The 25425-nt window shown below is 35.1% G+C and carries 25 protein-coding genes; 18 read left to right on the forward strand and 7 right to left on the reverse strand.

Going from position 1 to position 25425, the window contains the following annotated elements; translation table 11 throughout:
- Positions 1–8: 8 nt before the first annotated feature.
- The 3 genes from AC22L0_RS00265 to AC22L0_RS00275 all read right to left on the reverse strand — a co-directional run bounded on the left by AC22L0_RS00265 (position 9) and on the right by AC22L0_RS00275 (position 3327).
- Positions 9–1091 carry a Ger(x)C family spore germination protein gene (locus tag AC22L0_RS00265; protein ID WP_087966342.1) on the reverse strand — a complete coding sequence of 361 codons (1083 nt, stop codon included), beginning with the start codon at positions 1089–1091 and terminating at the stop codon, positions 9–11.
- On the reverse strand, positions 1088–2605 hold the full coding sequence (locus tag AC22L0_RS00270; RefSeq protein WP_000467491.1) for a spore germination protein: 1518 nt from the start codon (positions 2603–2605) through the stop codon (positions 1088–1090). Before AC22L0_RS00270 ends, AC22L0_RS00265 begins: the two co-directional genes overlap by 4 nt.
- A 125-nt stretch (positions 2606–2730) precedes the next feature.
- Complete coding sequence (locus AC22L0_RS00275) at positions 2731–3327, reverse strand: hypothetical protein (protein WP_000276960.1); 597 nt, start codon at positions 3325–3327, stop codon at positions 2731–2733.
- Positions 3328–3565: 238 nt separating this feature from the next.
- On the opposite strand from AC22L0_RS00275, the gene AC22L0_RS00280 reads away from it, so the two are divergent.
- The 13 genes from AC22L0_RS00280 to AC22L0_RS00340 all read left to right on the forward strand — a co-directional run bounded on the left by AC22L0_RS00280 (position 3566) and on the right by AC22L0_RS00340 (position 14800).
- Positions 3566–4126 (forward strand): nitroreductase family protein, encoded by a 561-nt coding sequence (locus AC22L0_RS00280; protein WP_000214819.1) that lies wholly within the window; start codon positions 3566–3568, stop codon positions 4124–4126.
- Positions 4127–4240: 114 nt separating this feature from the next.
- Complete coding sequence (gene spoVR, locus AC22L0_RS00285; protein WP_001202717.1) at positions 4241–5656, forward strand: stage V sporulation protein SpoVR; 1416 nt, start codon at positions 4241–4243, stop codon at positions 5654–5656.
- A gap of 108 nt (positions 5657–5764) precedes the next feature.
- Complete coding sequence (locus AC22L0_RS00290; protein ID WP_000034536.1) at positions 5765–7036, forward strand: neutral/alkaline non-lysosomal ceramidase N-terminal domain-containing protein; 1272 nt, start codon at positions 5765–5767, stop codon at positions 7034–7036.
- A gap of 174 nt (positions 7037–7210) precedes the next feature.
- A complete protein-coding gene (locus AC22L0_RS00295; protein WP_000887279.1) occupies positions 7211–8179 on the forward strand; it encodes a trypsin-like serine peptidase in 969 nt (322 codons plus the stop codon).
- A 372-nt stretch (positions 8180–8551) separates the two neighbouring features.
- A complete protein-coding gene (gene cdr / locus AC22L0_RS00300) occupies positions 8552–10216 on the forward strand; it encodes a CoA-disulfide reductase (protein ID WP_487272080.1) in 1665 nt (554 codons plus the stop codon).
- A gap of 185 nt (positions 10217–10401) precedes the next feature.
- Complete coding sequence (locus AC22L0_RS00305) at positions 10402–10665, forward strand: metal-sensitive transcriptional regulator (RefSeq protein WP_000456205.1); 264 nt, start codon at positions 10402–10404, stop codon at positions 10663–10665.
- Positions 10666–10753: 88 nt separating this feature from the next.
- The gene (locus AC22L0_RS00310; protein ID WP_087966336.1) at positions 10754–11314 is read left to right on the forward strand and encodes a sulfurtransferase TusA family protein; all 561 of its coding nucleotides are present in this window, start codon (positions 10754–10756) and stop codon (positions 11312–11314) included.
- A 38-nt stretch (positions 11315–11352) separates the two neighbouring features.
- Positions 11353–12483 (forward strand): MBL fold metallo-hydrolase, encoded by a 1131-nt coding sequence (locus AC22L0_RS00315; RefSeq protein ID WP_000114056.1) that lies wholly within the window; start codon positions 11353–11355, stop codon positions 12481–12483.
- A gap of 27 nt (positions 12484–12510) precedes the next feature.
- Complete coding sequence (locus AC22L0_RS00320) at positions 12511–12741, forward strand: sulfurtransferase TusA family protein (RefSeq protein WP_002093886.1); 231 nt, start codon at positions 12511–12513, stop codon at positions 12739–12741.
- A gap of 38 nt (positions 12742–12779) precedes the next feature.
- Positions 12780–13139 carry a rhodanese-like domain-containing protein gene (locus AC22L0_RS00325; protein WP_001092317.1) on the forward strand — a complete coding sequence of 120 codons (360 nt, stop codon included), beginning with the start codon at positions 12780–12782 and terminating at the stop codon, positions 13137–13139.
- A gap of 14 nt (positions 13140–13153) precedes the next feature.
- Entirely contained in the window at positions 13154–13450 is a 297-nt protein-coding gene (locus AC22L0_RS00330; protein WP_000661816.1) for a rhodanese-like domain-containing protein, read from the forward strand.
- A gap of 72 nt (positions 13451–13522) precedes the next feature.
- Positions 13523–14002, forward strand: a complete 480-nt coding sequence (locus AC22L0_RS00335) for a DsrE/DsrF/DrsH-like family protein (protein ID WP_000437728.1) — start codon at positions 13523–13525, stop codon at positions 14000–14002.
- A gap of 33 nt (positions 14003–14035) precedes the next feature.
- Complete coding sequence (locus tag AC22L0_RS00340; RefSeq protein ID WP_000060715.1) at positions 14036–14800, forward strand: sulfite exporter TauE/SafE family protein; 765 nt, start codon at positions 14036–14038, stop codon at positions 14798–14800.
- A 69-nt stretch (positions 14801–14869) separates the two neighbouring features.
- Here AC22L0_RS00340 and AC22L0_RS00345 read toward each other — a convergent pair whose 3' ends face one another.
- Both AC22L0_RS00345 and AC22L0_RS00350 read right to left on the reverse strand, forming a co-directional pair.
- The gene (locus AC22L0_RS00345; protein WP_000642362.1) at positions 14870–15310 is read right to left on the reverse strand and encodes a hypothetical protein; all 441 of its coding nucleotides are present in this window, start codon (positions 15308–15310) and stop codon (positions 14870–14872) included.
- A 148-nt stretch (positions 15311–15458) separates the two neighbouring features.
- Positions 15459–16658 (reverse strand): LCP family protein, encoded by a 1200-nt coding sequence (locus AC22L0_RS00350; protein ID WP_000437392.1) that lies wholly within the window; start codon positions 16656–16658, stop codon positions 15459–15461.
- A gap of 314 nt (positions 16659–16972) precedes the next feature.
- Between AC22L0_RS00350 and AC22L0_RS00355 the strand changes: the two genes are divergently transcribed.
- Entirely contained in the window at positions 16973–17968 is a 996-nt protein-coding gene (locus AC22L0_RS00355) for a YhdH/YhfP family quinone oxidoreductase (RefSeq protein ID WP_087966332.1), read from the forward strand.
- A gap of 36 nt (positions 17969–18004) precedes the next feature.
- Here the strand turns inward: AC22L0_RS00355 and AC22L0_RS00360 are convergent, their stop codons facing one another.
- A complete protein-coding gene (locus AC22L0_RS00360) occupies positions 18005–19660 on the reverse strand; it encodes a Na/Pi cotransporter family protein (RefSeq protein WP_000456270.1) in 1656 nt (551 codons plus the stop codon).
- A gap of 351 nt (positions 19661–20011) precedes the next feature.
- Positions 20012–21214 carry an MFS transporter gene (locus AC22L0_RS00365; protein ID WP_000503243.1) on the reverse strand — a complete coding sequence of 401 codons (1203 nt, stop codon included), beginning with the start codon at positions 21212–21214 and terminating at the stop codon, positions 20012–20014.
- A gap of 319 nt (positions 21215–21533) precedes the next feature.
- Here AC22L0_RS00365 and AC22L0_RS00370 point away from each other — a divergent pair, with 319 nt between their 5' ends.
- The 4 genes from AC22L0_RS00370 (at position 21534) to AC22L0_RS00385 (ending at position 25377) form a co-directional block, all read left to right on the forward strand.
- Positions 21534–22622, forward strand: a complete 1089-nt coding sequence (locus AC22L0_RS00370; protein WP_087966330.1) for a DUF871 domain-containing protein — start codon at positions 21534–21536, stop codon at positions 22620–22622.
- A gap of 76 nt (positions 22623–22698) precedes the next feature.
- Positions 22699–24639, forward strand: coding sequence for a BglG family transcription antiterminator (locus AC22L0_RS00375; RefSeq protein WP_087966328.1), 1941 nt, complete (start codon positions 22699–22701; stop codon positions 24637–24639).
- A gap of 110 nt (positions 24640–24749) precedes the next feature.
- Entirely contained in the window at positions 24750–25070 is a 321-nt protein-coding gene (locus AC22L0_RS00380) for a PTS lactose/cellobiose transporter subunit IIA (protein ID WP_000774631.1), read from the forward strand.
- A gap of 1 nt (position 25071) precedes the next feature.
- On the forward strand, positions 25072–25377 hold the full coding sequence (locus tag AC22L0_RS00385) for a PTS sugar transporter subunit IIB (RefSeq protein ID WP_000275642.1): 306 nt from the start codon (positions 25072–25074) through the stop codon (positions 25375–25377).
- Positions 25378–25425: the final 48 nt, after the last annotated feature.

Here is a 25425-nt window from a genome sequence, read left to right on the forward strand (position 1 = left end):
TCACCTCACTATTCTCCGATTCCAGATTGTACAATATTAAGATCTAAATTTATATCTACCGCTATATTTTTATACATATTTCGAAGTTGTTTTATATTCCATTTTCTCGTATGGCTTCTAATTTCATCTCGTATTCCTAAAGGATCAATTTCTTTTTCTTGAAATTGTTTTATTAAATCTTCACAGTCTTTTTCGACATTTCGTTCAATTTGTTTTTTTATATAGTTGATATTTGTTCTTTTTCTTAGATCAATCCAATTAGGAGAGTTTTTAATTAATCCATTTAGTTTTAAATGGATTTTTACTTTTGGTATGTCGCCAGTTTGATCTATATCATACTTATTTTCCCCAGCTAAGTTTTGTATAACAACCATACCTTTATGTTTATCCTTTTTTATTGCTGCTTCGTAACGTCCATTTTTCGTAGGATTAATAAGTAATTTTGCTAAAACAGAATGTCTTTTATCCGTATACATGACGACTTTATCGCCTTTTAAAAAGGCAAGTCCTTTGACAGCGACAGAATGATTATCGTCCATTTTAATATAAGGAACATAGGCATCACATACAGAAGAGTAATAATTATATAAAAAAATGTTTAATTCAGTTTGTGGAATGTTCTCATTTCTTATATTTTGCTCGAGTAAATCAGCAATATATAAAGACCCATTTTTTTTTCCGTAATTTAAAAGCTCTTCAGCCGATCCATCTACAATTGCTAGTTGTACATCACGCCCGATATTTGGGTCACGTTGTAAGTTAGTAATAATCTCTCCCATTCCGCGTTCCCCTAGAGCCTTTCCAAATAGGACGACACGCATTTGACCTACAACAACATTGTGAGGAGATTTCGCATTTAATCGTGAAGCAATTGTTTCAAGTGAACGGGCAGATGTTGTTTGCGTCTCTGGTTTAGACTTTACACCATGTGTGTACTCTGGGAATAGAATAGTTCCTTGGAATTTTTTGTTTTTTGTGATGTCAAATCCAGCAATATGAATAATACGCTGTGCATCCACTATATACGTTTGTGTACAGCCAGTTTGTAAAACGAAGAAGATAATGATAAGGTGCAATAAAATTTTTTTCATTCATTCTCACCATCACGTTTTTGCTTCGATTTGTTTGGATTGTAGCGCCATTTTGATTTTGGTCTAAGAAAAGAAGGTCTTTGTGCCGTTTGACTAAATGGTAATCGAAGAAAACCTTCTGCTGTACCTAAACCACGAAATGGATATAAAGGTAATAAATAAGGTGATCCAAGTGATTTTAATTTAATTAAATGAGCTAAAATAAATACAAATCCGACAATAAGGCCTAATCCTCCGAATGCACCGGCTAAAAGGATAAGCGGAAAGCGTAACAACCGGATAGTAGAAGACATCTTTACGGTTGGTGTTGTGAAAGATGCAAGAGCGGATAAAGCAACTGCAATTAATAAAATTGTACTTGTCAAAGCTGCCTCCACGGATGCTTGGCCAATTACAATCCCCCCAACAATCCCAATCGTTTGTCCGACTTTTGTCGGTAAACGCGCTCCAGCTTCACGAAGCAATTCAATTGTAATTTCTAAAAAGAGTGCTTCTAGAATAGGAGGGAAAGGTACGTTAGCTCTCGAGAAAATAATAGGACCTAGTAAATCGGCAGGAATCATTTGATAATGATATGTTAAAGCCGCTGTATAAATAGCGGAGGAAAAAAGAGAAAATATAGCTCCGAAAAAACGAATAATACGAAAGAACGATCCAATCATCCACGGTAAATAATAATCTTCTGGTGAAATGAAAAAATCCAGTAACGTTGTTGGTCCTGATAAAGCATATGGAGAGCCATCTGTTAAAATTAAAACTTCCCCGTTAATTAATGCAAATACAGCTCGATCTAATCGTTCTGTAGGTAATAGAACAGGAAAAGGTGAATTGCTATTATCACTAATAAATTGCTCAATCATAGTTGAATCAAATGGGACATCAAAGTCAATGTCTTCTAGCCGTTGAATTGCGGTGTTGACAAATTGTTCATTTGTAATTCCTTCTATATAAGCAACTGCTACTTTTGTTTTTGATATAGATCCGACGGTAACTTCTTTAAAAATGAGTTGCTCCGTTACGATATTTCGGCGTAATAAGTGGATATTTGTATCAAGGTTTTCAACGAAACCGATTTTAGGCCCGATTACGCTATACTCATTTTCTGTATCGTTATATAATCGTTTTCCTAAAACAGTACTTTCGGCACGAATTAAAGCATATTGATCAGGATTCGAATTGTTTTTTAAGCGTATTAAAATATATCCACCTAATAATTTTTCACGAATATCATCAATAGAAGGGGAGGTAATAATGTCTTCAATAGAGATAATATTACATAAATCAGAGATGTTTTGGATTTGTTCCGATTCCTTTTTTATAGGAGTTAAAATGAATTGTTTAATAATAAGTGCTTCCACGACAGATTTATAATAAAACAAGCACAACGTTTCATCTTTAAGTATGTTATAAGAGACAAAATCGCTTGATTCTTTCATGGTTTGTATAAATTCTGGGATAGAACAAAGTGTTTTTGTATTAGTCTTTTTTGATTTCTTAGATGATAAACCGAACATTTTCTCACCCCTAACTTACATCATTTACTTGTGTTAGTTTTTGGGAAAGACGGGAATTTATACTTAAAAATTGAAAGTTCATAAAGAAAAGGAAGAGTAGTGAAAGCCTCTTCCTTTTTAGCATTTTAATTTGTTTTTTGTTCTTTAATAGACTTCACTAATTTCATCATTTCCGCTCGTATATCTTCTCTTTTTACATTTAATTTTTCGGCAATTTGTTTAATGTCCATTCCATCTTTTTTCATTTTTAATACATCATCAAGAGGGGTATTGCTTTTTTGAGAGATGATTGTTAACACAGTAAGATGACGCAATTTGATGTTATATTCTTTCATTTTTTGCTTTAGCTGATCAGGTGTGGATTTTTGCATAGTTGCTAACTGTTGTAGCAGTGCTTGCTTTGTTTCTTTATTCATATGATGCTTTTTCAGCTTACTTGGATCTACACCGAAATGCTCGGCTGTTTTCTCCCAAGATTTATTTTGCTTATAGTAAGCTAAAACATCTTTTATTTCTTTATTACTAATTCTTGCAATATGAGCAGCTTTCCAAATTTCATGTTTGTTATAGCCGAGTTTTTCTAGCGATTGCACTTCTTCTTCTGGAATTGGTTTATGGTGATGCATTGTTACTTCTTTTGGTGTGGCAGCGGAAGCGGGGAAGGTGGATATCCCGCATAATAATGCTGCCATAGTCATACAAACAGCGATTTTTTTGTACATGTAAACTCCTCCTAGATGGATAATGTAGAAAACTATACACATATCATTTCCATAAAATGTGAAATACTTGTGAACAAATCAAGTTTTTTTATTCACAGTATGAAATGACGTTTTTAGAAGTTTTCCAACATAAAACATTGATTAATAGTAAAAAACTAAGGTATAATCGAAATTGAAAATCAATATCAATGATGACGATAAACTTATACATATAGATAAAAATAAGGGAGAGATAAATATGACTACATATACTTCCATCGCTAATGTGATTAAAGAAAGACGCTCTGTTCGTACATTTACAGACAAAGCAGTAGAAAAAGATTTATTAATTGAACTATTAAACGATGCAACATGGGCACCAAATCATAAGCACCGTGAACCATGGAATTGTAAACTATACATCGGAGAAGGCCGCAAGAAATTAGTAGATGCAGTATTAAACTCTTTCACGGAAGAAGAAAGAGCGAAACGCGGTAAAATTTTATCAGATCGTTTTTTAAGCACGCCTGCACAAATCGTTGTATATATAAATGAAGATCCGCGTCAAATTCAACGTGATGAAGATTATGCTGCAACATGTGCATTCATGCAAAACTTCCAACTTCTTGCTTGGGAACGCGGATTAGGTTGCGTTTGGAAATCAGGCGGATTAAACTACAATCCATTATTTATAGAAGGAATCGGTTTAACAAGAGGCCAACGTATCGTTGGAATTCTTCATATCGGCTATTTCGATAAAGCGCCAGAAGGAAAAGCACGTACTCCGATTACGGAGAAGATGGAGATTATTGAAGGTTAATAGATGAGACATTCTCGTTTTTGCGGGGGTGTCTTTTTATTATGCAATCAATCCTCATGAAAGCTTGTTCTTCATCATACACTTTCTTAAGGGAAAGTGTAAGGAGGGAAAATAATGAGAGCAAGTGACGATAAAGCACTGCAATATGCGATTGCGGAAATTACGGAAATTGCGACTGGATTTGGGCTTGATTTTTATCCGATGCGTTATGAAATATGTCCAGCGGAAATTATTTATACATTTGGTGCATATGGGATGCCGACAAGGTTTTCACATTGGAGTTTTGGAAAACAATTTTTCAGAATGAAATTACAATACGATTTAGGACTTAGTAAAATATACGAACTCGTTATTAACTCTGATCCATGTTACGCCTTTTTATTAGATACGAACTCTTTAATTCAAAACAAATTAATTGTAGCGCACGTTTTAGCACACTGTGACTTCTTCAAAAATAATATTCGTTTTTCAAATACGAAGCGAGATATGGTAGAGAGTATGTCAGCGACAGCTGAACGGGTGAAAGCATATGAGCATAAGTACGGAAAAGAAGAAGTAGAAACATTTTTAGATGCCGTACTTGCCATTCAAGAGCACATTGACCCGTCGCTCATGCGTCCCAAACTTGCGTGGAGTATTGATGATTTAGAAGAAGAAGTAGAAAAGAAAAAGGTATCACAATACGATGATCTATGGAATTTAGATGATCGAAACAAAAAGAGAGAACGATCCAATATACGCAAAAAGAAGAAGATCCCACCGCAACCAGAGAAAGACTTGCTCCTCTTTATTGAAGAATATAGCCGTGAGCTAGAAGATTGGCAGCGTGATATATTAACGATGATGCGTGAAGAAATGTTATATTTCTGGCCGCAGCTTGAAACGAAGATTATGAACGAAGGCTGGGCGTCCTATTGGCATCAACGCATACTTCGTGAAATGGACTTAACATCTGATGAAGCAATTGAATTTGCGAAATTAAATGCGGGTGTTGTACAGCCATCAAAAACAAGCATTAACCCATACTACCTTGGGATTAAAATGTTTGAAGATATTGAAGAACGTTACAACAACCCAACAGAAGAAATGAAACGCCGTGGTGTAAAACCTGGGTCTGGTCGTGACAAAATCTTTGAAGTACGCGAAATTGAATGGGATGTATCGTTCTTAAGAAACTACTTAAATAAAGATCTCGTTATGCGAGAAGATATGTACTTATTCCAGCGCCAAGGAAAAGAGTATAAAGTAATAGATAAAGAGTGGGAACATGTGCGTGATCAACTCGTAAATATGCGTACAAATGGCGGCTTCCCGTACTTAGTAGTAGAAGACGGAGACTACTTAAAGAACGGAGAATTGTACATTAAACATAGTTACGAAGGAATCGAGCTCGATTTAAAATACTTAGAAAAAGTATTACCATATCTTCATCAACTATGGGGAAGAACGGTGCATATGGAGTCCATTGTGGAGAGTAAGGGTGTTGTGTTTTCTTATGATGGAAAGATGGTGCATCGGAAGTATGTGTGAGGGGAAGAACGGACATAGGATACTGTGTCCGTTCTTTTTTATTTGGAACAAGGTCAAATATGCTATTCTTTAAAAAAGGGAGTTACATAGAGAAATGGAGCGATTCAAATGAGCAAAATAGGGGTATGTAAGGTTGATATTACGCCGCCTGTAGGTATTGATTTTGTCGGATATCATAGAGAGGCAGGCATAAATAATGTTGAAGAACGTATTTACGGGACAGTTTTTGTATTTGAAAAAGATGAAATGAAGACTGTGTTTATAAGCATTGATAATATCGGTATGTTAGTAGAAGATACGAATATGATTCGTGAACGAGTAGCGAGTGAGGTTCATGTGCCAGTTGAGCGAATAACTGTTGTTTATACTCATACGCATTCCGGTCCAGAGACAGTCGGTGATGATCCGCTAGTGCAGTCGTATAAAATGATTTTAGTAAATAATGTAGTACATGGTGCTGTTACTGCAAATAACAATTTAAAGCGATGCGAAGTTGGATGGGGTGTTACGACAGGTGATATTGGTGTAAACCGACGAGAGAGAACATCTGATGGAAAAGCAAAGATGGGAACAAATATAGAAGGTGTTGTAGATAAGCGAATTGGCATGTTGGCAATAAGAGATGCTGAAACGAAGGAGCTATCTGGGATTATAGTATTTTGTACGGCGCATCCGAATGTTTTAAAAGGTGATAGCGATGAATTATCAGCAGATTATCCTGGAATAACGAGAGAGATTCTAGAGCAGATAGTGAACTGCCCTGTTATTATCGTTCAAGGTGCCGCTGGAAATGTGAATGCGAAGTATCGCGGTTCAAGTGAAGCCTTAAAACAAATGGCTTACATACTTAGTGGACATATATTAACGATGTTGCCAGCAGTTACATATAGCCCAATTTTAAATTTAAGGACAGTTTCAAGTATGATGCAAATGAAGTTGAATGATATTCCTGAAATTGATGAGATACGAAGCATGGCTCGATTAGCCGAGAAGCAGTGGGGCGTGAATACGGATGAATGGGTTGCTATCGTATTAGAGAAATATAGGCAAGGTATTCGGAAGTTACGTATAGATTTAGAAGTTCAACTGTTTCAAGTTAATGATGGTATGTTTTCAGGTATACCGATGGAACCTTTTTCAGAAACTGCCTTAGCAATGAAAGAGAGCCTTCAAAATGAATTGGCTTTCTTTGGTGGATATATGAACGGATATCTTGGTTATTTACCGACAAAAGACGAATATGCATATGGCGGATATGAAGTAGAATTAAGTCCTATTGTGTATGGAACAGTTACAAATTTGTTAATGCCACCGGGAGAGAATACTGCGGAGTTGATTGTGAAAAAGGTTATGGATTTATGTAATATGGTGAAACTTTAATGAGACAGGTTTTTGAACGCAGAGTAAAGAATATGACTCATTGTTTGATTTTGTTAAGTCAATGTAATTAATAATGATAATCATTATTAATTACATTGACTTCTAAAAAAAGAAAAACTAGAATTTATAAAGGGATCTTCAATTGTTCGCTATCATTTGTATAGGAGGTAAGTTATGTTGGATAGCTTTATTTCTATAAGATGTAGGTTGGCTCTTTATAGTTTTGGTGTTCTTTTTATCTTTTTTTGTACAGTATTTTTGGTGAATCAGAAGGTGTATGCAGAAGATGTACCGTGGACATCAGTTTCAAATGAGGGAGAACGTGTACTTTTTCAAGAACAATCTTTGTATAGTAATGATCGAAGGGGAGAAGATCTTGTTTCACCTTCATTTGAAGGGCGTAAACATGGTGGGGAAGATTGGGGAGCCTTCTTAGAAAATACGAAGTTAAATTATTCACCTAACATTCTTACCTATTCTGTTATAGGAATAGATGATCGAATACGGGTTAATGATACAACTTCATATCCGTATAGTGCTGTAGTCCATATAGCAACTCAGTATAATAGTGGAGAAATTTATGGATGTACAGGAGCACTAATTAGTAAAGATACAGTGCTGACAGCTGGACATTGTATTTACAATAAAGAAATTGGTGGATGGGCGACAAATGTTATTGTAACTCCAGGACGTAATGGAGGACAAGCACCGTATTTACCTTATAAAGGAACAAAACTTTACTCGGTAAGTGGATGGACTGATAACGAAAATTCAAATTATGATTATGGAACGATTAAATTAAATGGGTCTCCAGGAGATTATACGGGTTGGTTTGGATATAGAACTACCTATGTAGAATCACCAAAAGGTTTACTTGCGGTGATTCCTGGATATCCAGCTGATAAAATAGGAAATGAACGTTACACAATGTGGAGAGATTATGGTCCAATTGAAGGTGTTAATCCTAGCAGACTAACATACAAGATTGATACTTATGAAGGGCAAAGTGGATCACCTGTATATCATTATTTTGATACAGGTATCAAAATAATAGCCATTCATACAAGAGGAAATAAAAATATGAATTTTGGAAATCGGATAACAGACAATGTGTTTAATAATATTAAAAGATGGTCTGAATAAATATAGTAAATCCATTTGGAGTCATTTTCTTAGATTGTGGTATTTAAGAATTTTAAGCGAAATATATTCAACTTCAAGTGAAACTATTGAGTTTGGAAATTTAAATGTAGGTGTAGTTCAGTTATCTAAAACAAGTATTCCCTCATACTACACCATCTTTAGGTATTGATGTAATAGTAAAGAAAGTTATAGAACAGAACTATATGAAAAAGAACTTGGAAATATCTAAGTTCTTTTTTGTTTCAAATTTGTGAAAGAAAGACATATTGATTGAAATTAAATTTTTTATACCCTATTATATACCCATACAGGTATAGGTTTTTGTGTGATTCATGAAAAAATTAAATAATAAATAACATGGAGGTTTGAAATATGTCCAGAAAAATAGTTGTAGTAGGCGGAGTTGCTGGCGGGGCATCAGTAGCTGCAAGGCTTCGTCGTTTAAGTGAGGAAGATGAAATTATTATGGTTGAACGTGGTGAATACATTTCATTTGCAAATTGTGGATTACCATACTACATTGGCGGTGTTATTACAGAAAGACAAAAGTTATTAGTACAAACTGTTGAAAGGATGTCAAAGCGTTTTAATTTAGAGATACGTGTATTGAGTGAAGTGGTAAAGATTAATAAAGAAGAGAAAACAATTACGATAAAGAATGTAACTACAAATGAAATATATAACGAGGAATATGATGTTTTGATTCTTTCACCAGGGGCGAAACCAATTGTTCCACCTATTCCGGGCATTGAAGAAGCGAAGGCGTTGTTTACGTTACGAAATGTACCTGATACAGATCGTATAAAAGCGTATATTGATGAGAAGAAACCACGTCATGCGATGATTATTGGTGGTGGATTTATTGGAGTGGAAATGGTTGAGAATTTAAGAGAGCGAGGAATTGATGTTACTCTTGTAGAGATGGCGAATCAAGTAATGCCACCAATCGATTATGAAATGGCAGCATACGTACATGAACATATGAGAAATCACAATGTTGTGCTTGTTTTAGAAGATGGTGTAGATGCGTTAGAAGAAGACGGGGCTATTGTACGTTTAAAAAGTGGCTCAGTTATAAAAACAGATATGATTATTTTAGCAATTGGTGTACAACCAGAGAATAGTTTAGCGAAAGATGCAGGATTAGCATTAGGAGTTAGAGGAACGATAAAGGTAAATGAGAAATTTCAAACATCAGATCCACATGTATATGCAATTGGTGATGCGATTGAAGTGAAAGATTTTGTTACAGAAATAGAAACGATGATTCCTTTAGCGTGGCCAGCTAATCGTCAAGGTCGCATGTTAGCAGATATTATTCATGGTCATACGGATTCTTTATATAAAGGTACGATGGGAACTTCTGTGGCTAAAGTTTTTGATTTAACAGTTGCTTCGACTGGAGTGAATGAGAAAATATTAAAACGACTAAATATACCCTATGAGGTAGTACATGTACAGGCAAATTCTCATGCGGGATATTATCCGAATGCTACGCCTGTGCTAATAAAATTAATTTTTAATAAAGAAAGCGGAAAAATTTATGGAGCGCAGGCGTTAGGGCGTGATGGTGTAGATAAGCGTATTGATGTTATTGCAACGGCAATGAAGGCAAACTTAACTGTAATCGATTTGCCGGATTTAGAATTATCATATGCCCCGCCCTATTCTTCTGCAAAAGACCCAGTAAACATGGTGGGGTATGCGGCAAGTAATATAGTAGATGGTTTTGTGGACACAGTGCAATGGCATGAAATAGATCACATTGTTAAAAATGGTGGATATCTTATTGATGTTCGAGAGCCTAATGAACTAAAACAGGGAATGATTAAAGACTCTATTAATATTCCGTTAGATGAATTACGTGATCGATTGGATGAAGTGCCAATGGACAAAGAAATATATATCACTTGCCAACTTGGTATGAGAGGGTATGTTGCAGCGCGCATGTTAATGGAAAAAGGATATAAGGTAAAGAACTTAGATGGTGGCTTTAAATTATACGGAACAGTAGTACCAGAACGTGTTGTATATTAATATTTTTTCATCTTCCACTTCAAAATTTGGTGGAAGATGAAAGCCTATATATTAAGGTTTCACTTCTTGTTTTGTGAACATATAAGATAAATATTAAAAATAGGGGTTTACAAAATACCCTATAGGGTATAATATATTGTCATAGGTTATAAATAGTGACATAATGGTAATGAGGTGATTATAGAATGGAATATAATCAAGATATGAAAAATAGATTGAAACGTATTGAAGGTCAAGTTCGTGGTGTACTTCGTATGATGGAAGAAGGAAAAGATTGCCGAGAGGTTATTACACAGTTAACGGCATCTCGTTCTGCACTTGATCGTACAATTGGACTTGTTGTTGGGACAAATTTAGAGCAATGTTTGCGTGAGCAGTTTGAAAGCGGTAATGCTTCAAATGAAGAGTTAATTAAAGAAGCTGTTCAATTACTTGTAAAAAGCCGATAATCTGTCAGACATAATTGTTGACAGATTTTCAAAAACATTTTAATATACCCATACAGGTATATGTATATAAGTTGTGGAGGAATCAATTATGAGTATAAAAGTGGATATGAGTTTAGATTGTAAAGGGTTGGCTTGTCCGATGCCGATTGTGAAAACGAAGAAGGCGATAGAAGGATTAGCACCAGGGCAAGTAATTGAAGTTCAGGCAACAGATAAAGGATCTACGGTAGATATAAAAAGTTGGGCGGGTAAAGTAGGACATCAATATATCGGGACGAAACACGAGGATAATGTATTGGTGCATTATGTTAGGAAAGCAAACGAGCATGAAGTGAATGAAATTGTGAAATATCCACATACAATTACGAATGCAGAATTACAGTCTATATTGTCTCATGGAGAAGAGAGCATTGTATTAGATGTTCGCGAAGCAGCGGAATTTGCTTTTGGTCATATTCCATCCGCCATTTCGGTACCATTAGGTGAATTAGACAGCGCAGTATTAGATAAGATGAAGCAAATTTATGTTATTTGCCGAACTGGTAATCGCAGTGATATAGCTTGCCAAATGTTGAAAGAGAAAGGTTATTCAAATGTGAAAAATGTCATTCCAGGTATGTTAGAGTGGCAAGGGAATATAGAGAAATAAATTTTTTTGAATAAAAATATACCTATGGGGGTAATAGAGTGAGTGTTAAACCGTTACAAGCAAAAGATGTGGCAGAGAAAGTGTTATTCGGAGAGTTATTCATTTTAGATGTTCGTAATGAGGCGGATTATGAAGATTGGAAAATTGAAGGGAAACAAGTTTCTTCTATTAATAGACCTTACTTTGACTTGTTAGATGGTGTAGATCATATTGTAAGTGAATTACCTAAAGATAAAGATGTTTTAGTAGTATGTGCAAAAGAAGGGTCTTCTATATTTGTGGCAGAGCAATTAACAGAGGCTGGATTAGAAAATATTTATTATTTAGCTGGTGGCATGAAGGCTTGGAGTGAATATGTAAAGCCTATAAAAGTTGGAGATTTAAAAAATGGTGGAAGTATGTATCAGTTTAACCGCCTTGGAAAAGGCTGTTTATCTTATATGGTCGTTTCAAATGGTGAAGCAGCAGTTATTGATGCAGTAAGAACAGTTGAAGCATATGAAGAATTTGCGAAAGAGCATGGCGTTACGATTACGAATGTAATGGATACACATTTACATGCAGACCATATTTCCGGAGGACGTAAGTTAGCGGAAAAGGTAGGTGGTACGTATTGGTTACCACCAAAAGATGCAGAGGAAGTTGTTTTCTCATACGAACCGCTTGTTGAAGGATCTGTTATTACGGTGGGGGGTACTAAAATTGTAATTGACGCATTATACTCACCAGGGCATACGATTGGAAGTACGTCATTCATTGTAGATGATTCTTATTTATTATCAGGCGATATTTTATTTGTAGATTCAATTGGGCGTCCTGATCTTGCTGGTAAGGCTGAAGATTGGGTGAGTGATTTACGTAATACTTTGTATAGCCGATATAAAGAGCTATCTCAAAATTTAGTTGTGTTACCGGCTCATTATTCAAAAATAAGTGAAATGAACGAAAGTGGTATCGTTAGTGCAAAATTAAAAGATTTATTTGAGCATAATGCAGGATTAAATATTGAGGATGAGGGAGAGTTCCGTAAAGTTGTAACAGAAAACTTACCACCTCAGCCAAATGCATATGAAGAAATTCGTCAAACCAATATGGGTAAAATTCACCCAAGTGTGGATAAAGAGCGTGAAATGGAGATTGGTCCAAATCGTTGTGCAGTGCACGAATAATGAAATAAATAAAAAATGGAGGAATTGATGATGAATATAAAACAAGTGTTAGATGCGAAAGGTTTAGCATGTCCAATGCCGATTGTAAGAACAAAGAGAGCAATGGATGCTCTACAAACTGGAGAAGTGTTAGAAATACATGTAACGGATAAAGGGTCAGTTAAGGATATTCCAGCGTGGGCAAATAAATGTGGCCATGACATCGTAAAGCTTGAAGAAGAAGGCGATGTGCTGAAGTTTTGGATTAGGAAGGCGTAGTGAAGCAATAGTTTTGTAAATATAGAGAGGTTGGTTATATGAACACAATATTAAGTACGCTTTTCATTGTACTTGCTGCATGGTTTGTTATTTCACGATTTTTACCAGTGAAAGGTGTTCAAAATATAAATGGCAAAGAATTGAAAAGTATAGTGGGGAAAAAGGGGAAGTATTTTATTGATGTCCGTACAGTAGGTGAATATAGAGGGAATCATATGAAAGGCTTTCAAAATATCCCCCTAAATGATCTAGCAAGTAAGGCGAATCAATTAGATAAGAATAAGGAAGTAATCGTTATTTGCCAAAGTGGAATGAGAAGTAAGCAAGCAGCAAAGGTATTAAAGAAATTAGGATTTCAGCACGTTATCAATGTTTCAGGCGGTATGAATGGTTTGTGAGGAGGGAATTTAAAATGAAAGAAATGACAGTAAAAGAATTGGAAGAAAAATTGTTACGTAAAGAAGCAGTAAATATCGTGGACGTACGTGAAGTAGAAGAAGTAGCCGAAGGGAAAATTCCAGAAGCGTGTAATATTCCACTAGGACTATTAGAGTTTCGTATGCATGAGTTGGATAAAAAGAAAGAGTATATTATCGTTTGTCGTTCTGGCGGAAGAAGTGCACGAGCAGTTCAGTTTTTAGAGAGCTACGGTTTTCAAGCAATTAATATGGTAGGTGGTATGTTAGCATGGGAAGGTAAAGTCGTATAGTACAGAGATACATGATTTGAGCCTTTTTATAAATGATAAAATACCCCTATAGGTAATCGGAGGGAGAACAACATGGAACAACAGAAGAAAACAACAATCGTTTTATTTAGCGGAGATTATGATAAAGCAATGGCTGCTTATATTATTGCAAATGGTGCAGCGGCGTATGATCAAGAGGTAACTATTTTTCATACTTTTTGGGGATTAAATGCTTTAAGGAAAGATGAGCATGTGAAGGTAAAGAAAACTTTTATAGAAAAAGTGTTTGGAAAAATGATGCCACGCGGTGCGGATAAGATGGGATTATCAAAAATGAATTTTGCAGGTATGGGACCAAAGATGATTAAAGGTATTATGAAAAAACATAATGCGATGCCTTTACCAGATTTAATCGATTTGGCGAAAGAACAGGGGATTAAACTTGTCGCTTGTCAAATGACAGTAGATTTATTAGGGTTAAAAGAGGAAGAGATTATGGAAGGGGTAGAGTTTGCAGGAGTAGGAGCTTATTTAGCAGATGCTTCGGATGGGAATGTAAACTTATTCATTTAATTCATCTTCTTTCTAGAAGGGAGGGGATGTAAGATGAGCTTAGTCGTATTACTTTTTATAATTGGATTTATAGGATCGTTTATATCAGGAATGGTTGGAATTGGCGGTGCGATTATTAATTATCCGATGATCTTATACATTCCGGTATTGCTGGGATTTTCTGGCTATACATCACATGAAGTGAGCGGTATTACAGCGGTACAAGTATTCTTTGCAACTTTTGCAGGCGCTTGGGCATACCGGAAAAGTAATGACATGAATAAAACGTTAGTTATGTATATGGGAGCTAGTATATTAATAGGAAGCTTCATAGGGAGTTTCGGTGCTAACATATTAGAGGAACATACAGTCAATGTTGTTTATGCAGCATTAGCTACAATTGCAGCTATTATGATGTTTGTACCGAAACAAAATAATAGTGGAGATGTGAAGTATAATAAATGGTTAGCAAGCTTGTTAGCGTTCGTTGTAGGGGGAGCTTCAGGCATTATAGGAGCTGGAGGTTCGTTCCTTTTAGTTCCCATTATGCTAGTTATTTTAAAATTACCACTGCGCATGACGATCGCAACATCTATCGCTATTACGTTTATTTCCTCAATAGGGATTACTACAGGAAAAATGGTTACTGGGCAAGTAGTTATCATTCCAGCTCTAATTATTGCGGTTGCCAGTATATTTGCTGCGCCACTTGGAGCACGAGTCGGGAAGAGGCTAAATCAAAAAGTACTGCAATATGTATTGTCCACTTTAATTGTAGGCACTGCTGTTAAAATGTGGATCGATATGATATCAAAATAAAAGGATGGTGCTGCTTACAGCCCATCCTTTTATTTATTGCCCGTAAACCTAACGGATTATAGTTTTACTTTATGCCCAAATAACTTTCATTAAGTTTTTATATTCGTCATTTGCTAATTTATATAGCATTCTCGTATGTTCAAAGACAAGTGCTGGATTAAAGTTTGGTTCTGAGAATGCAAGAGATGTTGAAATATCAATTGCATTTTGCTTATTTAATGTGAATTTTGCAAAGCGATAAGATGTATTTAATTCATTGATGACATGTAAAATATCATTTGTTGATGTTGCATCAGGCACGTGAGCAACATTGAAGCAGTATATATCCACCGTAGGATGTTCGTTTTGGAAAGCAGCGATAAGTTGAATCTTTGCGCCAGCTTCAGTCTCTAATCCTACTGAAAAATGAACAGAGCCATCATTTTCATCTATATTTTCTTCCATGTATATATCGTTAGATTTTAAGTAGTCTTTAAAATCTGAGATGTTATGTTTTACTGCAGCTTTCATATGTATGAGCCCCCTGATAATTGGAATAGATTGCTACTATTTATTATAATTTAAAAATATTAAAAAAGATAGTTAGAAAGTTCTGATTTTTATATTTGGAAGAATAAAAAGAAGCGGTTCTCTACCTCCATAGAGAACCGCTTCTATATTATTCATTGTCATTAGACGATGTTTCTGTATCTTCACTGCTATTTTTGTTCTTATTTTTCACTTCATTGTTATTTGATTCGCGTTCACTTGAATTTTCAGACTTAGATTCTTTTGTCTTTTTTGAATCAGAGTTTGAGTCAGACTTTGTATATGCAGGTAGCCCAAGATGAGTACGAAGTTCATTTGTAACATTAGCTAATTCTTTTTTATCTGGATTGTAGTAGTAAGTTCGACCACCACCAGCAGATTTGCTACAAGTATCGTCACCTTTTGCCATGTAGCAATCATCACCTTGGATTTGTAATTTCTCAATTTCCGAATCCGATCCATATTTATAGAATGAAAGCATATCATCAAATGTTAAGTTTGTAACGAATTGTCCGTTAATATCATCAATGATGTTGCCAACTTTTGTTACAGAACCAACACTTGTTAGTTTCTTTAAAATAGCCTCGATAACGAGTTGTTGACGTTGTCCACGCATTGCATCACTATCGATGTGCCTTGTTCTAGCAAGAGCAAGAGCTTCTTCGCCATTTAGCTTTTGAACACCTTTTTCTAGATGAATAGCCTCAGCATTATCATTGCTATCTTGCTCAGTAAATTCAACTGGTACATCAACTTCAACACCGCCCAAGTCATCGACGATTTTTATAAATGATTTAAAGTTGAATTTTACAAAATAATCGACAGGAACATTCATTAATTTTTCAACTGCATCAATGCTTGCTTGTGGTCCACCATTTTTTCCGTTTTTAGCAGAACCGAATGCATGAGCGTGTGTAATTTTATCTTTTTTCTTTTCTATTGGAATATAAGTATATGTGTCACGTGGGATACTTAATAGTTTAACAGTTTTGCTATCTTTATTAAATGTTGCAAGTAAAAGCGCGTCTGTTCTTATAGCTTCACCATATTCTTTTCCACGGACATCGCTTTCATCGACACCCATTATTAAAACAGAGACATTGTTTGTAATAGGTTTTACAGCCTTATCACGTAAATCAGATTTATCACCGCGTGCTAAATCGTGTGCGGCATTTCGAACAGCAGAAGATGCTTTATTTACTAAAAACCAAGTATAACCGCCGCCTATTAATAAAACGAATAGTATAGCGCTTATAATAATTTTTATTTTTTTCTTATTTTTTTTCGGTTTATTGCGTGTATTTTCTTGCAAAGATGGGTTTTGCTCCATTTCCTGTACTCCTTCATTTGGATTGAAATACGACACTCATATCCACTTATTATAATGAAATTTAGCGAAAAAAAACATTACAAAACATTTACATTTCGTAAAAATTCAATATATTTATAAAAAGTCAGATTTTCTATATATTATTTGTCAGATGTAGAATAAGTATAAGGGCTTTTAGTAGAAATGAAAATATATATTATGAGAAAGTGATAGGGAAGTAAGATTTGTTGAAATATAGCCAAGAAGAAATGAGTAAGCTTACTTATTTCTTCTATATAATAAAGAAGAATTTGACGGATAAAGGAGAGAGCATAATGCATCATACATCATTCCGAGCAATCGTTGTGAACGAAAAGGAAAATCATCAGTTTGTAAGAAAAGTTGTTGAGAGAGAAGTAAGTAGTTTACCTGAGGGAGACGTATTCATACAAGTTCATTATTCTTCATTAAATTATAAAGATGCTCTTTCAGCTACTGGTAATAAAGGTGTTACGAGAACATATCCTCATACGCCAGGAATTGATGCTGCAGGAGTAGTTGTGAGTAGTGAAGATGCTACCATTAAAGCAGGAGATCAAGTTATTGTAACGGGATATGACTTAGGTATGAATACCTCTGGTGGTTTCGGAGAATATATTCGCGTGCCATCATCTTGGGTCGTGCCTTTACCAGAAGGAATGTCATTAAAGGAAAGTATGATGTACGGGACAGCAGGTTTTACTGCGGCGTTGTCGGTATATAAGCTTATTGGGGCAGGAATCAAGCCTAATATGGGAGATGTTTTAGTAACGGGTGCTACAGGCGGCGTAGGCAGTGTAGCTGTTAGTATATTAAGTAAGTTAGGGTTTAACGTAGTAGGAGCGACAGGAAAAATGGAAGAGAAAGATATGCTACTACGTCTAGGAGCGAAAAAAGTGATTCATCGCGCGGAATTGAATGATGAATCAGGAAGACCGATGTTAAAAGGGATATACGCCGGAGTTATTGATACTGTAGGTGGACGTATGTTAGAAACAGCTTTAAAAACAGTAAAGTATGGTGGTTGTGTAACGACATGCGGTAATGTGGCAGGCCAGGAATTACAAACAACGGTATATCCGTTTATTTTACGAGGCATAAGCCTTTTAGGGATAGATTCTGTGCAATGTCCAGCAGATGTGAGAAGTGATGTGTGGACGCTCTTAGCAAATGAATGGAGTAATAAAGAGTTAAGATCTTATACAGGAGAATGTACATTAGAAGAATTAGAGGAGAAGTTTACACTTATATTGCAAGGAAAGTTAAAAGGAAGAACAGTTGTTAAAATATAATAAGAAAGAGACGCTTACGTTAGCGTCTCTTTCTTATTATAATGATTGTTTTAAATTGATTTTTCCTTGTTCACCTAAAACACCGTCAGCGATATTTACAGCGTGATCGCCAATGCGCTCTAAGTTACTTACCATATCGACGAAGATGATACTTGCATCACCTGAACAGCTGCGTTCGTTTAGACGTAATACGTGACGTTTACGAAGAACACGTTCCATTTGGTCGATTTTGCGTTCTTTGGCAATAACAGTTTGAGCTAGTTCAGTATCGAAGTTTGTTAAAGCTTCAACTGAGTCTTGCAGTGTTGAAATTGTTAACTCAAGCATTTCGTTTAATTCAGCTAATGCTTCGTCTGATAGTGAAACACGGTTTGAAATTTGGAAATCTACAAGTTCTACAAGGTTTTCTACATGATCACCGACACGTTCAATATCTCCAACAACACCTGCTAAAACAGAATGTTTTTCAGAATCCGTAGGTGAAAGTGGCTTTTCTGATAGTAAAACTAAATACTCGGTAATTTTTTTATCTAAATTGTTAATAGCTCCTTCTAATTGAGTAGCCATGTTTGCGTGTTTTTTGTCTTGTGTATTTAAAAATTGATTTGCTTCTTTTAATCCATGTAATGAGAACTCAGCCATACGGATAATCTCTTTTTGAGCTTCAGTTAAAGCGATGGCTGGAGATTGTTCAATAAAGATTGGATTTAAATGTTGTGGTTTGAAGTCAATCGCTGCATCTTCACCACGAATAATTTTTGTTACGATCCATGCTAACACTGCAATGAACGGGAATTGAATGATTGTATTTGTTACGTTAAATGTTCCGTGTGCAAATGCAATAGTCATTTCTGGATTCAAGTTTAATGATGTTTGGAAATATTGAATTAAACTTGTAAATGGTACTAATAAAATTGTAAAGATAATTGTACCGATAATATTAAAGATAACATGAACTAATGCTGCACGTCTTGCGGCAATAGAAGTACCGATTGCTGCTAATACAGCTGTAATTGTTGTACCGATGTTATCACCGAATAATACAGGAAGAGCTGCTTGTAAATCGATTGCACCTTGACCAAATAGTTCTTGTAAAATACCGATAGTTGCACTTGAGCTTTGTACAATTAAAGTAAAGACTGTACCGACAACAATTCCTAAAATTGGATTATCACTCATGCTAACTGTTAATTCTTGGAATGATTCTAAAGAACGAAGAGGTTTCATACCTGCACTCATTAATTCTAAACCGAAGAATAACATACCAAAACCGAATACAACTTGACCTACAGAATGTACTTTTTTATTTTTAAAGAAGAATAGTAAGATTGCTCCAATTGCCATAACTGGGAGAGCATATTCTCCGATTTTAATTCCGATAATAAATGCAGTAACTGTCGTACCGATGTTTGCACCCATAATAACACCGATTGCTTGTCTTAATGTCATAAATCCGGCACTTACAAGTCCGACTGTTAAAGCAGTTGTTCCTGAACTGGATTGGATTAATACCGTAACTAACATACCTGCTAGTACACCCATAAGTGGGTTTGTTGTAAAACGATCTAGAATATCGCGAAGACGATCTCCAGCTGCTTGTTGCAGTCCATCGCCCATGTATTTAATCCCGAATAAGAAAATACCTAATCCACCAATGAACTGGAAGATCATATCTTGAACATTATATTCCACGCATTCCACTCCTTAAATTTCATGTACGATGTAATTATTAACTGAACCTTGAGGCACTGTAAACGGTTTGCTAGTAAAATTTACACTAAATTTACAAAGAGAAGAAAAGTTTACAATCCCTTAAAGAAACAGCTGTGTTCTATTGGTTTTCATCTTGTATAAATCTTAATTTTGTAAAGAAATCACACTTTTTAGAATAATATTGTTCAGTCGAATATTAAGGAAAGCGTCTGCGAGTTCATCGTATATTTTTTGATGAAAGTTAAAAAAATATGTAGGAAAATGCATGTAGTTTTATAACAGCAAAACGAGGGGAAATAATTCTTTTAACACGATAAAAAAGCCACTGAATTATCCAGCAGCTTTTTCCGTGTTTTTATCGCCATGCTTTTGTTTTCTTATGCTTGTAATGTAAATGAAGAGAAAAGCAATAAGTAATAGAGAGGAGTAACGATATACAGTTGCATAGTTTGTAAAATGAGCAATAAATCCAAATATAATCGCTCCAGCGCCGATTCCAAGGTCAAATGCGGAGAAGAATGTAGCCGTTGCTACGCCGCGTCGATGCGGTGCTACGCGGTCAATCATCCATGCTTGTAGTGCAGGTTGGATCGCTCCAAAACCACTTCCGTAACATGCTGCAGCAATAATTAAGCTCGGAATTGTCGTCGTATACGACAATAAAATAATGCCTGTAAAAGTTATAATAACTCCCGGAATGATGACGAATGTATGGCCTTTCGCATCATATAGCTTTCCAGAGAATGGACGAGTTACAGCGATTGCTAGTGCGTTACATAAAAAGAAGAGACTAATATCAGCTATGCCGACTTCTGTAGCAAATAGAGTGATAAAACTTCCGATTCCTCCGTACATTAATGTAATACATAATATTAATAATGAAGGAAGTAAAGCTTTACGCTCAATAAATCCATCGAGAAAAGTACTAGATGATTGTTGTGGAGGCTGTTTCGATTTTTGGATTTGAAGTAGTTTCGTTAATATTAATGAAACAACTGTGCACGATAATGCACATAAAAAAAGAATTGTGAAGTTATATGTTTGCATAAGCCATAGTCCGATAAGTGGACCGAGGGCCATTGCAATTGTTCCAGAAAGGCCAAAATATCCCATGCCTTCTCCGCGGCGAGCTGAGGGAATTAAATCAGAAACGACAGTTCCATATGTAGTCGTTGTAATACCGAAACCAGCTCCGTGTAAAATACGAACAGCAAGCAAGAGAAAGATAGTTGAGGCGAAAAGGTAACTGCCCATAGCGAGTAAACAGATAGCAGTGCCGATCATTAAAATGATTTTTTTATTGAATTTTTGCAAGGCGTTCCCAGTTAGCGGTCTAACAAAAAGTGCCGCAACGGTAAACATGCCGACAACAAATCCGATATTGGAACTTGTGCCACCAATTTCTTTCACATAAACAGGTAAGGTTGGAATTAACATTTGAAACCCTAAAAACATACATAAGTTTGCAAAAATTAAAGCAACAAACTCTTTCGTCCATAACGGTTCTCGTTTTACGAGTATTGCTTCTCCCATATATTCATCCCCTATATAAAATTTTCTCTTTTCTTTCGAGTATATGTATTGGCCAATGCAACAGTCAAGGAAGGTGTCTTGAAAACGGATAACAATTTTTAAGATGAAAAACTGACAAATTTGTGTAAAAGCTACACAACTATGAAAAAAAGATGTAAAGTATAGATGTATAGACTTGTAGGTGTTAAGAATGATAGAAATTGTTTTTTCTTTAAAGAAAGCGGATTCAAAAGAGTAGTGAACAAGAAGGGGATATATACTTTTTCACTACATATATTTGAAAAGGTTTACAATATGATGAAGAAAGAGGCGTGTACATATGAGACGATTAGGTATTTCTATTTATCCAGAACATTCAACAGTAGAGAAAGATAAGGAGTATTTAACATTAGCAAGTAAATATGGATTTACACGTGTGTTCACATGTTTATTATCTGTGGATGGAGAAAAAGAGAAAATTATAGAAGAATTTAAAGAAACGCTCTCTCATGCGAATGCATTAGGGTTCCAAGTATTAGTTGATATTAGTCCATCTGTTTTTGAACAATTAGGTATTTCGTATAATGATTTATCATTCTTCCATGAATTAGGTGCGTACGGTATTCGTTTAGATGTCGGTTTCTCAGGATTAGAAGAATCAATTATGACTTATAATCCGTATGGTTTGAAAATTGAGATTAATATGAGTAATGGTACGAAGTATGTAGATAACATTATGAGTCATAGACCAAATCGTGAAAATTTAATTGGTTGTCATAATTTTTATCCGCATCGTTATTCAGGATTATCATACGATCATTTCATTAAATGCTCGAAACAATTTAAAGATTACGGTATGAGAACGGCAGCTTTTATTTCATCATTTGATGCAACATACGGACCTTGGCCAGTAACAGAAGGGTTATGTACATTAGAGCAGCATCGTGAATTACCGATGACAACACAGGCGAAGCATTTATTCGCGACTGAATTAATTGATGATGTTATTATTGCAAACGCATATGCGTCAGAAGAAGAATTACAAGCACTAGGTGCATTAAATAAAGAGAAACAAACATTTGATATAGAAATATATGATACAACGACAGAACTAGAAAGAATTATCGTATTAGACGAACCACATTTTTATCGCGGAGATGTATCTGAATATATGATTCGTTCTACACAAAGTCGTGTGAAATATAAAAAAGAAGAATTTAAACCTCATAATACGCGCGAAATTAAGCGTGGAGATTTATTAATTGATAATGAACAATATGGCCAGTATAAAGGCGAATTACAAATTGCATTAAAAGATATGGTGAATACAGGAAAAACAAATGTAGTTGGTCGAATTGTAGAAGAAGAGATTTTCTTACTAGACTATTTACAAGCATGGGATAAATTCGGATTTACATTAAAGAAATAGAGAGAATATAAAGGGGAAAAACTACTGATTTCAGCAGCTTTTCCCCCTTTATATATAAAGAGCGAGAGGAAGAGCTATGACAAAGGTGCATCAGCGATTAATTTCTATTTTAGAGGAATTTTTAGAAGAGAAATCGATGTTAAATCGAGCTTTTTTAGCAGGCCGTTTACATGTATCAATGAAGACGATTCAAAAGGATATAAAATTATTAAATGATATATTGGAAGAAAACGGAGCGAAAATCGAATCGCAAAGAGGGAATGGGTACGAATTAGAAATTATACAAAAGAAGAAATTTGAAGACTTTTGTGTGAGTCTATTTCAAAAACAGACGGAAAAGATCCCAACTTCTTATGAAGAAAGAATAGCGTACATTCTGCAGCGTGTTTTAATGACAGAGGGATATGTGAAGCTTTCAGAATTAGCGGAAGAGATGTATGTGAGCAAATCAACGGTCAATTTAATTATGAAAGATGTTACAGATATATGTGGTTGCTATGAATTACAAATTGAGAAGAGACCGTATTATGGTATACGTATTGTTGGAGAGGAATTTAATATTCGTTCTTGTTTATCACAATATGGTTTACCGCGTTATGATCATACTCCGTTTCATGAGCAATTTGAGCAGACGGAGACATATTTATCGCTACCTCATATATCACTCATTCGTTCAATTATATTAAAGTATATTGAAGGCGGAACAATATATTTATCTGATATAGAAATTGATAATTTAGTCATTCATATTGCAATCGCATTAAAGCGTTGTCAAAGTCAACATTATATAAAAGGACTGCATGCGGAGCAATCAGAACTTATACTAAAGAAAGAATATACAATTGCGAAGCAGATTTTAGGAGATTTAGAGAAAGAGTTGAAATTTTCATTTCCAGAAGAAGAAGTATTATATGTGACGATGCATTTATTAAGTACTGCTGTTACAACGAGAGATCGCTATGAAAATGTAGAAGAGCTATTAGGGAAAGATATATATGCATTTATGCAACATATTCTTTTTAAAGTAGCGGAAGAACGGAATCTTATTTTTTATTATGATGAAGAATTATTATTTGGATTTGGTATTCATTTAAAAACGTTATTAAATCGTTTGAAGTATAAGCTAAATACGAGAAATCCTCTTTTGGCAGAAGTGAAAAAGAATTATCCGTATGCTTTTGAAATTGCTGTTCTCGTTGGAGATATCATTGGTGAATATACGGGTGAATCGATCCCTGAAAGTGAAATTGGTTATATTGCAATTCACTTCGGCGGAGCGATGAGCCGTTTGCAGGAGCAAAATCAAAAGAAAAGATGCTTATTAGTTTGTGCGACTGGTCAAGGAAGTGCACAACTATTAAAATATAAAATTTTATCACAGTTCCGAGATAAATTAGAGATTGTAGGTATTACAGGCTATTATCAATTGAAAGTAGAAGATCTTTATAAAGAAAAAATAGATTGTATTATTAGTACGATTCATATACCGAGTGGCTTGCCTGTTCCAGTTATAAAAGTGAATTCAATATTTGATGATAAAGAGATTAAATCGATTGGTCAGCGGTTGTTTACGCATGTGAATACTAGTGTGCAGCCTTATATTAAGGAAGATTTAATCTTTTTAAATCATAATGCTTCTACGAAAGAGGATGTTATTCAGTTTTTATGTGAAAAAGCTGCTGAGAAACGCTATGTACCAAAAAACTTTTATGCTTCTGTTATGGAGAGAGAAAATACGTCTCCGACAGCGGTTGGGAATTCAGTTGCAATCCCGCATCCGATGCAGTTATTAAGTGAGGAAACTTTTTTGATGTTTTGCACACTTGAAAAGGCTGTTGATTGGGGAGATAAAAAAGTACAAGTAATTATTTTATTTAGTGTAAAGCGCAATAATAATGAAGATTTGCAAAGGCTTTATGATTTTTTATATGATATTATGTCTAGTCAAACTACGATAGAGAAACTTACTCAGACCGAGGTAATTGAAGATTTTCAAGAGATTTTATTATCATTTTGAAAAAGTATATAAAAACTTCCGTTACATAACGGAAGTTTTTTATGTTTAATTGTATGCGTTTTCATAATAAGATAAAAATATAGAAAACATATAGCTTGGGGGAATTTAAAATGGCTGATATGCAAACTCCATTTGCGTTAATTTTACATGGTGGCAATGCGAGAAGCGCGGCGCTTGAAGCAATTGCTTTTGCAAGACAAGGAGATTTCGGGAATGCCGGTGAAAAGATGAAACTTGCTAGTGAGGAAATTTCAGCAGCGCACCGTATTCAAACGGATTTAATTCAAGAAGAGGCAAGAGGAAATCATGCAGAAATTAGTTTACTGTTAGTGCACGCACAAGATCATTTAATGAATGCAATTACAGTGAAAGAACTGGCTGAAGAATTTATTGCTCTTCATAAACGAGTAGAAGAGAAAGTGACCGTATAAGATGTACATTTTATTATGTTGTGCAGCAGGTATGTCAACGAGTATGGTCGTAAGAAAAATGCAAGAAGAGGCAAAGAAACAGGGGAAGAATTATAAAATTAAGGCGGTTGATTCAGAACTAGTGAAGCTTGAAATTAAGGAAGCCGATGTCGTTTTAATTGGCCCACAGGTGAAATATTTATTTCCAGCTGTAGAGTTTCTTGCAAATTCATACAACATACCAGTTGCGATTATAGACCAACGAGATTATGGTATGTGTGATGGTTTGAAAGTGCTTAAGCAAGCAGAACAATTAGTTTTAGCATAATTATATCTTTTTAAATATAAACATTATAATGTTATAAAGTTTATTTCA

The organism is Bacillus sp. LQ01, assembly GCF_057624735.1.